This window comes from Pseudomonas sp. LBUM1660 (genome assembly GCF_059695935.1).
Genome location: NZ_CP166795.1, coordinates 3,555,975 through 3,568,903 on the forward strand (window position 1 = coordinate 3,555,975; position 12,929 = coordinate 3,568,903).

The 12,929-nt window shown below is 59.9% G+C and carries 12 protein-coding genes; 5 read left to right on the forward strand and 7 right to left on the reverse strand.

Features of this window, described 5'->3' with window-relative positions:
* The 3 genes from ACA068_RS16590 to fabI are packed head-to-tail and all read left to right on the forward strand — an operon-like array spanning position 1 to position 3,448.
* The gene (locus ACA068_RS16590; protein WP_010459784.1) at positions 1 to 1,020 is read left to right on the forward strand and encodes an ABC transporter permease; all 1,020 of its coding nucleotides are present in this window, start codon (positions 1 to 3) and stop codon (positions 1,018 to 1,020) included.
* A 1-nt stretch (position 1,021) separates the two neighbouring features.
* Positions 1,022 to 2,632: an ABC transporter ATP-binding protein gene (locus ACA068_RS16595; protein WP_497303255.1), complete on the forward strand. Its 1,611-nt coding sequence runs from the start codon at positions 1,022 to 1,024 to the stop codon at positions 2,630 to 2,632.
* A 21-nt stretch (positions 2,633 to 2,653) separates the two neighbouring features.
* The gene (gene fabI / locus ACA068_RS16600; protein ID WP_008152082.1) at positions 2,654 to 3,448 is read left to right on the forward strand and encodes an enoyl-ACP reductase FabI; all 795 of its coding nucleotides are present in this window, start codon (positions 2,654 to 2,656) and stop codon (positions 3,446 to 3,448) included.
* Between the two features lie 154 nt (positions 3,449 to 3,602).
* On the opposite strand, the gene ACA068_RS16605 is transcribed toward fabI, so the two are convergent.
* Positions 3,603 to 4,805 (reverse strand): NHL repeat-containing protein, encoded by a 1,203-nt coding sequence (locus ACA068_RS16605; protein WP_497303257.1) that lies wholly within the window; start codon positions 4,803 to 4,805, stop codon positions 3,603 to 3,605.
* A 195-nt stretch (positions 4,806 to 5,000) separates the two neighbouring features.
* The gene (locus ACA068_RS16610; RefSeq protein WP_497303259.1) at positions 5,001 to 5,867 is read right to left on the reverse strand and encodes a LysR family transcriptional regulator; all 867 of its coding nucleotides are present in this window, start codon (positions 5,865 to 5,867) and stop codon (positions 5,001 to 5,003) included.
* A 114-nt stretch (positions 5,868 to 5,981) separates the two neighbouring features.
* Here ACA068_RS16610 and ACA068_RS16615 point away from each other — a divergent pair, with 114 nt between their 5' ends.
* Together ACA068_RS16615 and ACA068_RS16620 are read left to right on the forward strand one after the other, a co-directional pair.
* A complete protein-coding gene (locus tag ACA068_RS16615; RefSeq protein WP_497303261.1) occupies positions 5,982 to 6,407 on the forward strand; it encodes a VOC family protein in 426 nt (141 codons plus the stop codon).
* Entirely contained in the window at positions 6,404 to 7,681 is a 1,278-nt protein-coding gene (locus ACA068_RS16620) for an amidase (RefSeq protein WP_497303263.1), read from the forward strand. The genes ACA068_RS16615 and ACA068_RS16620 overlap by 4 nt, the downstream gene beginning before the upstream one ends.
* On the opposite strand, the gene ACA068_RS16625 is transcribed toward ACA068_RS16620, so the two are convergent.
* The 5 genes from ACA068_RS16625 to ACA068_RS16645 form a co-directional block, all read right to left on the reverse strand.
* The gene (locus tag ACA068_RS16625; protein WP_497303265.1) at positions 7,672 to 8,265 is read right to left on the reverse strand and encodes a GGDEF domain-containing protein; all 594 of its coding nucleotides are present in this window, start codon (positions 8,263 to 8,265) and stop codon (positions 7,672 to 7,674) included. The two genes, ACA068_RS16620 and ACA068_RS16625, sit on opposite strands and share 10 nt — an antisense overlap.
* Before the next feature lie 74 nt (positions 8,266 to 8,339).
* Entirely contained in the window at positions 8,340 to 8,918 is a 579-nt protein-coding gene (locus ACA068_RS16630; protein ID WP_497303267.1) for a hypothetical protein, read from the reverse strand.
* Position 8,919: 1 nt separating this feature from the next.
* Positions 8,920 to 11,088 (reverse strand): xanthine dehydrogenase family protein molybdopterin-binding subunit, encoded by a 2,169-nt coding sequence (locus ACA068_RS16635; protein WP_497303268.1) that lies wholly within the window; start codon positions 11,086 to 11,088, stop codon positions 8,920 to 8,922.
* A gap of 25 nt (positions 11,089 to 11,113) precedes the next feature.
* Positions 11,114 to 11,569 carry a (2Fe-2S)-binding protein gene (locus ACA068_RS16640; RefSeq protein ID WP_497303270.1) on the reverse strand — a complete coding sequence of 152 codons (456 nt, stop codon included), beginning with the start codon at positions 11,567 to 11,569 and terminating at the stop codon, positions 11,114 to 11,116.
* Positions 11,570 to 12,065: 496 nt separating this feature from the next.
* Positions 12,066 to 12,911: an oxidoreductase gene (locus ACA068_RS16645; RefSeq protein WP_497303272.1), complete on the reverse strand. Its 846-nt coding sequence runs from the start codon at positions 12,909 to 12,911 to the stop codon at positions 12,066 to 12,068.
* Positions 12,912 to 12,929: the final 18 nt, after the last annotated feature.

Sequence of the window (12,929 nt, forward strand, 5' to 3'; positions counted from 1 at the left end):
ATGAATTTGTCCCCGCTCAATCGCCGGCGCTTCGAACTGTTCAAGGCCAACAAGCGTGGCTGGTGGTCGCTGTGGCTGTTTCTGGTGCTGTTCGGCCTGAGTCTCGGCGCAGAGCTGATCGCCAACGACAAACCGCTGGTGGTGCATTACGACAATGGTTGGTATTTCCCGGCGCTCAAGCGCTACCCGGAAACCGCGTTCGGCGGCGAATTCCCACTGGAGGCCAACTACAAGAGCCCGTACATCCGCGAATTGCTCAAGGCCAAAGACGCCTGGGTGCTGTGGGCGCCGATTCCCTACAGCTACCAAAGCATCAACTACGACCTGAAAGTCCCGGCGCCGGCGCCACCTTCGGCCGACAACCTGCTGGGCACCGACGACCAGGGCCGCGATGTGTTGGCGCGGGTGATTTACGGCTTCCGCATTTCGGTGCTGTTTGCGTTGACCCTGACCATTCTCAGCTCGATCATCGGCGTGATTGCCGGGGCCTTGCAGGGGTTCTATGGCGGCTGGGTGGATCTGGCCGGGCAGCGTTTCCTGGAGATCTGGTCTGGGCTGCCGGTCCTGTATTTGCTGATCATCCTCGCCAGTTTCGTGCAGCCGAACTTCTGGTGGCTGCTGGGGATCATGCTGCTGTTCTCGTGGATGAGCCTGGTGGACGTGGTGCGCGCCGAGTTCCTGCGCGGGCGTAACCTGGAGTATGTGCGCGCAGCCCGGGCACTGGGGATGCAGAATGGCGCGATCATGTTCCGTCACATCCTGCCCAACGCCATGGTTTCGACCATGACCTTCATGCCGTTCATTTTGACCGGCGCCATCGGCACCCTGACCGCGCTCGACTTCCTGGGCTTCGGTCTACCGCCGGGCGCGCCGTCGTTGGGTGAACTGGTGGCCCAGGGCAAATCCAACCTGCAAGCGCCGTGGCTGGGCATGAGCGCGTTTGCCGTGCTGGCCCTGATGTTGAGTTTGCTGGTGTTTATCGGCGAGTCCGCTCGCGATGCCTTCGACCCGAGGAAGTGAAATGAATCAGGACAATCTGATCGAAGTGCGCGACCTGGCCGTCGAATTCGTCGTCGGCGAACGCTGTCAGCGGGTGGTTGAAGGCGTCAGCTTCGACATCAAGCGCGGCGAAACCCTGGCACTGGTCGGCGAAAGCGGCTCCGGCAAATCGGTGACCGCGCACTCGATCCTGCGACTGCTGCCCTACCCGCTCGCCCGGCATCCGTCCGGGACCATCGAGTATTCCGGGCAAGACCTGCTGAGCCTGAAAGAGAAAACCATCCGCCACATCCGCGGCAACCGGATCGCGATGATCTTCCAGGAGCCGATGACCTCGCTCAATCCGCTGCACTCGATCGAGAAGCAGATCAACGAGGTGCTGGGCATCCACAAGGGCCTGGTCGGCAAAGTGGCGACCAAGCGCACGTTGGAGTTGTTGGAGATGGTCGGCATTCCTGAGCCGCACAAGCGCCTCAAGGCCTTGCCCCACGAGCTGTCCGGCGGCCAGCGCCAGCGGGTGATGATCGCCATGGCCCTGGCCAACGAGCCCGAGCTGCTGATTGCCGACGAGCCAACCACCGCGCTGGACGTGACCGTTCAGCTGAAAATCCTCGAACTGCTCAAGGAATTGCAGGCCCGCCTGGGCATGGCATTGCTACTGATCAGTCATGATTTGAACCTTGTGCGAAGAATTGCGCATCGCGTATGTGTCATGCAGCGCGGTTGCATCGTCGAACAGGCATCGTGCGAAGAGTTGTTCCGCGCGCCGCAGCATCCGTACACTCGGGAACTGCTGGCAGCGGAGCCCAGCGGCAAGCCGGCGACCAATGTTATCGGCCCGCCCTTGCTGCAAGTCGAGGACCTGAAAGTCTGGTTCCCCATCAAGAAAGGCTTTCTGAAAAAGACCGTCGATCACATCAAAGCGGTGGACGGCATCAATTTCAGCCTGCCCCTGGGACAGACCCTGGGGATTGTGGGAGAAAGTGGTTCGGGCAAGTCGACGTTGGGTTTGGCGATTTTGCGGCTGATCGGCAGCAAAGGCGGCATCCGTTTTGAGGGCAAGCAGCTAGACTGCCTGACGCAGAACGAAGTTCGGCCGTTGCGCCGGGAGATGCAGGTGGTGTTCCAAGACCCGTTCGGCAGCCTGAGCCCACGGATGTGCGTGAGCCAGATCGTCGGCGAAGGCCTGCGGATCCACAAGATGGGCACTGAGGCGGAACAGGAACAAGCGATTATTGCGGCATTGAAGGAGGTAGGCCTGGACCCGGAAACCCGGAACCGCTACCCCCATGAATTTTCCGGTGGGCAGCGGCAGAGAATCGCCATTGCCCGGGCATTAGTGCTAAAACCGGCGTTGATTTTGCTGGACGAGCCGACATCGGCCCTCGACCGCACCGTGCAACGCCAAGTGGTGGAGCTGCTGCGTTCACTGCAAACCAAGTACAACCTGACGTATCTGTTTATCAGCCATGACCTGGCTGTCGTCAAGGCGCTGAGCCACCAGCTGATGGTGGTCAAGCAGGGCCAAGTGGTCGAACAGGGAGACGCGCAAAGTATCTTTGCCGCCCCCCAACATCCGTATACACAGCAGTTGCTGGAAGCCGCTTTCCTGGCTCCGGCCACTGCGCAATAACCTGAAAGAGAGGAGCAACACATGGGTTTTCTCGCCGGTAAGCGCGTACTGATCGTCGGTGTCGCCAGCAAGCTGTCCATCGCATCCGGCATCGCTGCCGCCATGCATCGCGAGGGCGCTGAGCTTGCCTTCACTTATCAGAACGACAAACTCAAGGGTCGTGTCGAAGAGTTCGCACAAAGCTGGGGTTCCAACCCGGACCTGTGCTTCCCATGCGACGTGGCCAGCGATGAGGAAATCGCCAAGGTCTTCGTTGAGCTGGGCAAGAAGTGGGACGGCCTGGATTGCATCGTGCATTCCGTCGGCTTCGCCCCGGGCGACCAACTGGACGGCGACTTCACCGAAGCCACCACCCGTGAAGGTTTCCGCATCGCTCACGACATCAGCGCCTACAGCTTCGTGGCCCTGGCCAAAGCTGGCCGCGAAATGATGAAAGGCCGCAATGGCAGCCTGCTGACCCTGTCGTACCTGGGTGCAGAGCGCACCATGCCGAATTACAACGTGATGGGCATGGCCAAGGCTTCGCTGGAAGCTGGCGTGCGCTACCTGGCCGGTTCCCTGGGCCCGGACGGCACCCGCGTCAACTGCGTATCGGCCGGCCCGATCCGCACCCTCGCCGCTTCCGGCATCAAGAACTTCCGCAAGATGCTGGCCGCCAACGAAGCGCAAACCCCGCTGCGTCGCAACGTCACCATCGACGAAGTCGGCAACGCCGGCGCCTTCCTGTGCTCGGACCTGGCGTCCGGCATCAGCGGCGAAATCATGTATGTAGACGGTGGCTTCAACACCACTGCGATGGGTAGCCTGGAAGAGTGATCTTCCGTTAGCCACTAAAAAACCCGCCGGTTCTGGCGGGTTTTTTATGCCTGCATTATCAGGCCTGATGCAAATCCCCTTTGGGTGCGCTTGGCCATTAAACAACCCGTCTCGATTGGCGGGTTGTTTTGCTTGCGCGTTCGTAAAAACACTATTAGCTCAAGATACCCAAAACTTTCGGATCTCGACCTGCACTTGAGCCCAGATCAACCGCGAGGATGATTCGATTGCCGGTGCGCTGCACAATAATGTCATTCACGCGGCCAGCTTGCTGCCGAACCACCCCGGAGTTACCAAAAGAAGCGTCGAGTGCACCGCCATCTGTGATGCGCAGCCAGTACAACTTCTGCTCAGGAAAATCCTCACTCCCTCCAACCACGATTTTTTTATCTGGTTGTACGGTGATGGAGGGGATGTTTAAAAAGCTGGTACCCAGATCAACCACCAACGGCGCTCCATTGTTGAAGGTATTATCCGAAGTGCCATCACCCAATACTCGTTGCACGGCAATATAACGTTTGCCATCGTCATTAATCGACGTGACAACTGCGATGGTTATCTTGTCATCATCCACCACCATCGCACCAAAACTAGTGGAATCGTTGCTCTCCCAAAATCCGTCAATGCCGAAGGTTTTGTTCAACGTGCCGTCTCGGTTATAGCAAGCCAAGACCGCGTTCGAGTCTGATGACGGATGGCCAACAATCCCAAACACAACGATGCGCTCGTCTGACAGGACGCCGATGCTATGGATCGTCGTAATCAGACCATCGAATCTGACTTCAAAATCAGTGTCGGAATTACCTTGGTCATCAAGGGCGTATACCCTACCTGCCGAATCGATAGTTGCGCCGTCGTTGTCAGCCAATTGGTAACTTGCGGCCACTAAAACATGGTTGTCAGCAGCGAGGCATCCCGTAGGTTCGTAAGTCTGCAAACTCTGCCCCGGAGGGACAGGATCGATGGGTAAAGGCAACACTTTTGTGCCAAAGACTAAATCAGGACTTCCTCCCTCGTTGAATCGCGTAATCGCAGCCTGCCTGGTAAAGGGGTCACTACCCGTGTCACCAATCAACAGGAATTTGCCATCTTCTCGAGCAAGTAAACGTGTGGTCCTTTCAAATTGACCTTTGGCGAAGTCCCACGGGAACGGTGGGAAGGTCGGATCGGAAGTGCCATCAGCCATGGCTCGATAAACCCATGAGACACGGCCTGTTTGAGCCACGTAAAGAAGTTTCCCGGCAGATGTTTCAACGACACATTGAGAGGAGTCTTGCGGAATATTGATCATCCCGTTGTCAGCAAATCCCACATCCACATCACCTGGTATTTGCTGCGTGTTGGCTTGCGCTGTCATGCCGTTATCCTCCTGAAGTAAGGGTTCCATGCAATCAGGGGATGCCGACAAACCATCCATCCCGACAGCCAGATCCGTTTGACAGCGCCACGATAGTGCGAAAGCCGAAACAGATATCACTGTCATAAATAACAGTTTTACTGTCTTCAAGAGCCAACATTCATTCTTTACAGCACATAAGCTGCCACGCCTGCTTTAGCCGGCAGGTTGCGTCAGGCACTTGGCAAACAACAGCTGGATCGGCTGTGTGCGCTGGCTGTAACGCTGCAGCAGCACAATCTCGCGGTAGAACGTCAACTTGCCCAACGGAATAATCCTGACCTTCGCCCCATGTTCAAGCCATAGCCCGGCCTCGGGCAGCAGTGAAACGCCGAACCCGCATTCGACCATCTTCACGATGGCTTCCAGCTCATCCAGCTCCATCACCACGTGTACATCAATCTGCTGTTCACGCAAAAATCGTGTTATCAGACGTCCACCGAATGAGTTGCGGTCGTAACGCACGTGCGGATGGCTCGCGAGGATCTGCAACGGATCAGCGCCCTCAAGGCCCATCGGCACGATCAATACAAACGGTTCCCGGCGAATCACCTGCGCCGACAGCTCCTTGGGCAGTTCGAACGGCGGCTTGATCAATATCGCCAGATCTACCTCACCGGTATCGACCTGACTCAACAAACTCATCGACACGCCCGGCACCAGTTTCGGCTCCAGCAGCGGTGCCTGCTCCCTCAACCGCAAAAATGCCTGAGGCAACAACCCGGTCTGGACCGTGGCCACCGCGCCGATTTTCAACTCGCCACGGTACTCGCTGACATCCTCACTGACGGCCATCCGGCTAAACGTGTCGAGGATCTCCTGCGCCATCGGCAACGCCCGTTGCCCCGCGGCATTGAGAATCGCCTGACGCCCGGTTCGATCAAACAGGCGGATGCCCAGCGCCTGTTCCAGATTGCGCATCTGTGCGCTGACTGCCGACTGCGTCAGACCGATATGCATCCCGGCAGATGCGAACGTGCCGTAGCGCGTCACGGCGATGAAGGTTTTCAATTCGCGCAGCATAAGCGTTCTCGATTGATCGAAATAATTTGAGCTCGACGCAAAAACTATCGTCTTTCAATCAAAAATCATAGCGCTAAACTCTGCTTCAACTCCTGAGAACCCGAGGCGAACCCGATGCAACTCTGCCCTTTTCACTTGGCCGTACCGGTTTACGATCTGGCGGCTGCCCGGCGCTTTTACGGTGACATATTCGGTTTGGAAGAAGGCCGCTCGAGCGACCATTGGGTCGACTTCAACTTTTTCGGCCATCAACTGGTGATTCACCTGGCACCGAAAAACGCTTCTCAGGAAGCGGCGCACACCAATGCCGTGGACGGTCATAACGTACCGGTGCCGCATTTCGGTGTGGTATTGGAGATGGCGGAATGGGAGGCGCTGGCCGAGCGGTTGAAAGGCCTTGGGACGCGCTTCGTGATCGAGCCAGGCATCCGCTTCCAGGGATTGGTGGGCGAGCAGGCCACGATGTTTCTATTCGACCCGTGCGGCAACGCTTTGGAGTTCAAAGCGTTTAAAAACATCAGCCAGTTGTTCGCCAAATGAACCGCCCGGCCCTTGACGCGACCACCCTCAGTGAAGCGGTGGTCAATGGCGATACGACCGCTGTCGCCATCGCCGAATCCTTTCTTGCGTGCATTCAGGCGCGGGAGCCGGATATCCAGGCGTTCGTCTCGTTCGACGACCGGCAGGTACGCGCCGATGCGGCGCAGAACACCGGGCGTGGCCTGCTGGCCGGCGTCCCCGTCGGCATCAAGGACATCTTCGACACCGCCGCCTACCCCACGCAATTCTTCTCGCCCATCTACACCGACCATCAACCGTCCCGGGATGCCCACGTCGTGACGCTGTTGCGCCAGGCCGGCGCGCTGATCATGGGTAAGACGCACACCACCGAATTTGCCTACATGCACACCGGCCCGACCCGAAATCCTCACGACCTCGCTCGCACGCCGGGGAGTTCCAGCGCGGGTTCGGCGGCCGGGATGGCAGCGGGATTCTTTGCTGTGGCGCTGGGCACCCAGACGGCTGGCTCGCTGCTCAAGCCGGCCTCCTATTGCGGCCTCTTCGCCTACAAACCGTCCTTGGGACTGGTGTCGCTGGAAGGTGTAAAGCCGTTGGCGCCGAGCTTCGACACCGTGGGCTGGTATGGACGATCGGTGCGCGATCTGCACCTTGTGGCACGGGTGTTGATTCCCGGTTTTGTAGTGCCCGACGTCGAGCGGCGTCCACTACGGCTGGGTTTCTGCCGCACCTTACGCTGGGATCAAGTGGACCCCGAGGTGGCCTGCGCTCTGGAGCAGGCCACGGATCAGTTGCGTAGCGCCGGCCATGATGTGAGCGAACTGGAGCTGCCCGAAGAGTTTGCCGCAGTGTTCGACGACCATCAGCTGATCAACGATTGCGAAGGTGCCCGCTCACTGGCCAAGGAATTCCAACGCCACCGTGCTCAACTGAGCCCTTCGACACTGGCCATGTTCGAGCGAGCGGCGGCGACAACCTGGGAGCAGGAATCCGCTGCCAAGGCGCGCCTGGCCACGCTTGCGCCCCGTTTGAATGAGCTTTGCCAACCTTTCGACGCCATGCTCGGCGCCTCTTGCGGGATGGTCGCGCCGCTAGGCCTGGAAAGCACCGGACCGTCGGACTTCATCAAGTTCTGGGGGGCGTTTGGCTGGCCGCAGGTGAACATCCCGCTGGTGCGCGCCCAACCCATGTTGCCGGTCGGGCTACAGATAATCGGGAAGTTCAGGGACGATGGCCGGCTGTTGCGAACGGCAGCCTACATTGCTGCAGCTTTGCAAGGCGCCGCTCAACAATGACCCGTGTCGTGCATCGCCTTGTCGGCCAGGGCCAACACGTCTTCCGCTGTCGGGTTTAGCCGAGCATCAAACTCGACCTGGCCAATGCTGAAGTGAATGTCAAAACTGCGATTCGCCGTGGCATTGCGCTCGGCGAGTATTTCTTCGAGCCGGGCCTTGATCGCGGACAGTTCTACAACGCTTGCACCCGTCAACAAGGCGACAAACTCATCGTTGCCCAATCGACCAATCACATCGCTTTCGCGAAAGGCGATACGCAGCACGTCAGCGAAGGTCTTCAGGGCATGGTCGCCCTCGGCGCGCCCGTACAGATAGTTGATTCGCTTGAAATTATCGAGGTCGAAAAACAGCAGCGTCGCCGGCAGTCCCAGTTGCAGGCAGGCGTCTATCCCCTGTTGGGCCTGTGCTGTAAAACCGTGACGGTTGGGAAGCAGCGTCATCTCGTCCATGCTCGCCATCTGCACGCCCATCAGTTCTTGCTCGGCCTTGCGGGCCTGGTCACGCAGCAGCTCACGCTCCTGCAGTGGCGAACGTAACGGGTCTGTACAAGCACCGCGCTTGAACGGTTTGCCTGGGATCAGCATGACTCACTCCATTGGCGGGTATGCACTTTAGAGTCGTGCATACCCGGTTTGACTCCCTGTTAACAGACCGCCGGTCAACTGCCCTGCACCGGACACGGTCCACCAGCGTCAGCCCATCGCTTGAATTGAGTGACGAAAATGTCGTGCGGCACCGGCACCGGCGCCCTTCCCTCACCCGGGCTCCAGCCCCAGAGCACCAGCTTGTCCTCGCTGACGTGCTTGATCAGCGCCGCGAAATCACGGTCACCATTACTGGAGCGATCCTTGATCATTGCGCACAACTGATCGGCCGGCAGACCGATCCAGGCCATCTTGTGCGCCGCGGGCGGCAAGCTCCAGTGCGGCGCCCCCGGTGGAGTATTTGGCCCGTAACTGGCCGGCGGATTGGCCTCGGCGTGACAGGTCGCGCAGGGCAATCCCGCTGCGCCCTTGCCGTCCATCCCGCGCACTACGCTCATGGCGTGGGGGATCCCCGCGTCGAACTGCAACGGCGAATCGCCCGGGATATGACAGTTCTGGCAACGCGGACTTTGAAAGACTTTCTGCACCGTATCAAACGCCTTGATGGCGTCCTTATCGTCAGCAAACAGGTCTTCGGCATAACCAACCAGGCCGATCATCACCACCGCGCCAAGAATCAGATGTCGTTTCATCTCACACCCCCGACAGTTGCAACGGCAGTTCCCGCAAGCGCTGCCCGGTCAGGGCGAACACCGCGTTGGCCACTGCCGGCGCCGTAGGTGGGACACCGGCCTCGCCGATACCGCCGGACCTTTCGGTGCTCGGCACGATATGCACTTCGACCATCGGCATTTCGTTGAGCCGCAGCACCTGATAGTCGTGGTAATTGGATTGCACCACCTGGCCGTCCTTGAACGTCAGTTTGCTGTGCAAGGTAAAGCCGAGGCCGAAGGTGATGCAGGACTCCATTTGCGCCGCGATGCTCATCGGGTTGACCGCGATCCCGCAGTCCACCGCGCACACCACCCGGTGCACGCGGATTTTCAGGTTGTCCTGGGACACTTCAGCAACCTGGGCTACATAGCTGCCGAAAGACTCATGCACCGCCACACCCAAGGCGTGGCCGTCCGGCAATGGCGCCTTCCAGTCGGCTTTCTCGACCGCAAGGTTCAGCACGCCCAAATGTCGCGGATGCGCCTTGAGCAAGGTTCGTCGGTAGTCCACCGGGTCTTTGCCGGCCGCCTCTGCCAGTTCATCGATCAACGATTCCATCACAAACGCCGTGTGGCTGTGCCCCACCGAACGCAACCACAACACGCTGATGCCGGTAGTCGGCGAATGCAGTTCCACCTGGTGATTGGCCAAACCTTCGAGGTAAGGGCTGTCGGCGACGCCTTCGACCGAGGTCTTGTCGACCCCGTCCTTGACCATGGTGGCCTCGAGCATGGTCAAGGCCATGATCGACTGACCGACCATCACATGCTTCCAGGCCGTGGGCATGCCGCCAGCATCCAGGCCGATGCGTGCCTGATGCAGGAACGCCGAGCGGTAATAACCGCCGCGGATGTCATCCTCCCGGGACCACACGGTTTTCACCGGCCCGCCGGCCGCCTTGGCAACTTGCACGGCTTCGGCGACAAAGTCCGACGTCGGATTGGCTCGGCGACCGAAGCCGCCGCCGAGGAATTCGGTATGGATTTCAACCTGCTCGGGTTTGAGCCCGGTGATCTTGCCCGCGATCATCTGATCCAGGGTCTGGAACTGCGTGCCGGTCCAGATCTCGCATTTATCCTTGCTGATTTTCACCGTGCAATTGAGCGGCTCCATCGGCGCATGGGCCAGGTACGGCACGCTGTACTCGACGTCGACGGTCTTCGCCGCCTTGCCCAGTGCGGCGGTGGTATCGCCCGCCTTACTGGCCGAGGTGCCAGGCGTGGCCGCGAGTTTGCGGAAGCCTTCCAGCAATTTCTGGCTGTCGAGGCCGGCGTTCGGCCCCAGGTCCCAGTCGATTTTCAGCGCATCGCGCCCCAGCTTCGCCGCCCAGTAATGGTCGGCAATCACCGCCACGCCAGTGGGCACCTGCACCACTTTGTGCACGCCCGGCACGGCCAGCGCCTCGGCGCCTTCGAAAGATTTGACGCTGCCGCCAAATACCGGCGAACGGGCAACCATGGCCGTCATCAAGCCCTCAAATTGCACATCCATGCCGAACTTGGCCCGCCCGGTGATTTTCTCCGGGGTGTCCAGGCGCTTGGTGGGTTTGCCAATGAGTTTCCAGTCCTTGGCCTCCTTGAACGTGATCGAGGCCGGATCCGGCACCGGCAGCTTGCCGGCGTCGTCCGCCAGTTCGCCGTAGGTCGCGCGTTTGTCGCCGGCAATGACCACGCCTGACTCGGTATGAATCGCCGAGGGCGCGACGTTGAAGCGTTTGGCGGCCGCATCGATCAACATCAGGCGCGCTGCCGCGCCGGCCTGGCGATAGCGATCAAACTCCATCCAGGTCGAGGTCGAGCCGCCAGTGATTTGCATCCCGCCGAAACCCGCCATGCCGTAGTCGGCCGCCGACGCAGGTGAATGTTCGACGCGGATTTTCGACCAGTCGGCGTCCAGTTCTTCGGCGATCAGCATGGTCAGGCCGGTCCAGATGCCCTGGCCCATTTCCGAGTGCCCGAGCAGTACGGTGACGACGTTGTCGTTGCCGATCCGTAAAAACGCATTGGGCGTAAATACATTGCCTTCATTCTCCGCGCCCACGGCAAAGCGATGGGCGCCGGGAATGACGAACGCCACCACCAGACCTCCGCCCAACAGCGCGCTGCCTTTGAGAAAACCGCGACGTGACACCGGGTTGATGCTGTTCATGGTTCAGACTCCCTTCGACGTGGCATCAACCGATCTCGGCGGCGCGTTTGACCGCAGCACGGATCCTTGGGTAGGTGCCGCAGCGGCAAATATTGCCGGAGAGCGCCTGATCGATGTCGCTGTCGGTGGGTTGGGGGATCTTCGCCAGCAGCGCGGCGGCGGACATGATTTGCCCGGACTGGCAGTAACCGCACTGCACCACGTCGAGTTCGGCCCAGGCTTGCTGCACCGGGTGCGAACCGTCGGTGGACAGGCCTTCGATGGTGAGGATTTTTTGCCCGTGGGCCACCGCGGTGGCGGGCGTGATGCAGGAGCGCAACGGCGCGCCGTCGACGTGCACGGTGCAGGCGCCACACTGGGCCATGCCGCAACCGAATTTGGTCCCGGTCAGGTACGCGACATCGCGCAGGACCCAGAGCAGCGGCATGTCCGCAGGGACATCCAACTCCTGATCCTTGCCATTGATGTTCAGGGTCAGCATTGCGAATTTCCTCAGACTCACGGTGTTCTGAAGGGGCGTTTCTATGTAGACGTCGTGGTTTTCTGTAGGAGCGAGCGATGCGGCGATCCGACTTGCCCGCGAAGGCGTCCGTTCAGGTATACCGAATCATCGTTCTTCGCGAGCAAGCTTCGCTCCTACAAAAGCCGGCGGGTCTACGCGCCTCGGGTTATCCCTACAGCTAAGCGCAAATTGCCGGGGGAGACCGGTTCATCGACCACCGGTCAAAAAAAAGGCCACCTCGATGGGTGGCCTTGGAATGAGTTTTTTGTCGTGAAGGAGCTTGTGTGGCGTGGCGGTTTTATGGAAGTGACCTGGTGCGGCGAAGTGCCTTTTGTGGCGAGGGAGCTTGCTCCCGCTCGGCGGCGAAGCCGTCGCAAACCCGACCAATTCGGTGTAACTGATTAACCGGGTCTGGAGGTTTTGGGGCCGCTTCGCAGCCCAGCGGGAGCAAGCTCCCTCGCCACAAAGATTGCGATCAATAGTCGGTCGACACCGACACTTCGCGCCAGGTCTGCAACTCACTGGCGACGAAGGCGTTCTTGGCTTCGATCGCCGCGACGCAGTCACTGCCCAGCGGCAAGCGCAGAGGTACCTTTTTCGCTTCTACCAGGGTGATCATGGTCTGGGCGAGCTTGTCCGGGTCGCCCGGCTGGTTCAGGGTCACGGCCTTGGCAATTTTGCGCACCTCACCCGCCGTGCTGTCGTAGTCGGCAATCGTGGACGGGGATTCGACCAGCGAATTACCCTCGAGGAATTCGGTACGGAAGTATCCAGGCTCAACCACGGTGACGTTGACACCCAGCGGCGCCAACTCGGCGTGCAGCGCCTCGCTAAGACCTTCGACGGCAAACTTGGTCGAGCAATAGACGCCAAAACCCGGGCCCGACGCGTAACCGCCCACCGAGGACAGGTTGATCACATGCCCACTGCGGGCGGCGCGCATGTATGGCAACACGGCACGAGTGATGTTCAGCAAGCCGAAGACGTTGGTTTCGTACACGCGGCGCACTTCATCGGCGCTGGCTTCTTCTACCGCGCCCAGCAAGCCGAAGCCGGCGTTGTTGATCAGCACGTCGATGCGCCCGAAGTGCTCGATGGCCGCCTTGGCCACCGCAACGCCCTGGGCTTCATTGGTGACATCCAGGGACACGGCGAGCAACGCGGGTTGAGTGCCAAAACGTTGGGTGACGCTGCGGGCATCACGGGCAGTGGCCACCACGGCGTCGCCATTGGCCAGTGCGGCGGCCGCGATCTTGGCGCCGATACCGCGCGAAGCGCCAGTGATGAGCCAGACACGTTTGAAAGTGTGGGAAGTGGTCATGATCGAGTTCCTTGTTTG

Excerpts from the sequence above, each read along its gene's own strand:
- ACA068_RS16590 (WP_010459784.1), top strand. The coding sequence starts at position 1 with ATGAATTTGTCCCCGCTCAATCGCCGGCGCTTCGAACTGTTCAAGGCC.
- ACA068_RS16595 (WP_497303255.1), top strand. The coding sequence starts at position 1,022 with ATGAATCAGGACAATCTGATCGAAGTGCGCGACCTGGCCGTCGAATTC.
- fabI (WP_008152082.1), top strand. The coding sequence starts at position 2,654 with ATGGGTTTTCTCGCCGGTAAGCGCGTACTGATCGTCGGTGTCGCCAGC.
- ACA068_RS16605 (WP_497303257.1), bottom strand. The coding sequence starts at position 4,805 with ATGACAGCGCAAGCCAACACGCAGCAAATACCAGGTGATGTGGATGTG.
- ACA068_RS16610 (WP_497303259.1), bottom strand. The coding sequence starts at position 5,867 with ATGCTGCGCGAATTGAAAACCTTCATCGCCGTGACGCGCTACGGCACG.
- ACA068_RS16615 (WP_497303261.1), top strand. The coding sequence starts at position 5,982 with ATGCAACTCTGCCCTTTTCACTTGGCCGTACCGGTTTACGATCTGGCG.
- ACA068_RS16620 (WP_497303263.1), top strand. The coding sequence starts at position 6,404 with ATGAACCGCCCGGCCCTTGACGCGACCACCCTCAGTGAAGCGGTGGTC.
- ACA068_RS16625 (WP_497303265.1), bottom strand. The coding sequence starts at position 8,265 with ATGCTGATCCCAGGCAAACCGTTCAAGCGCGGTGCTTGTACAGACCCG.
- ACA068_RS16630 (WP_497303267.1), bottom strand. The coding sequence starts at position 8,918 with ATGAAACGACATCTGATTCTTGGCGCGGTGGTGATGATCGGCCTGGTT.
- ACA068_RS16635 (WP_497303268.1), bottom strand. The coding sequence starts at position 11,088 with ATGAACAGCATCAACCCGGTGTCACGTCGCGGTTTTCTCAAAGGCAGC.
- ACA068_RS16640 (WP_497303270.1), bottom strand. The coding sequence starts at position 11,569 with ATGCTGACCCTGAACATCAATGGCAAGGATCAGGAGTTGGATGTCCCT.
- ACA068_RS16645 (WP_497303272.1), bottom strand. The coding sequence starts at position 12,911 with ATGACCACTTCCCACACTTTCAAACGTGTCTGGCTCATCACTGGCGCT.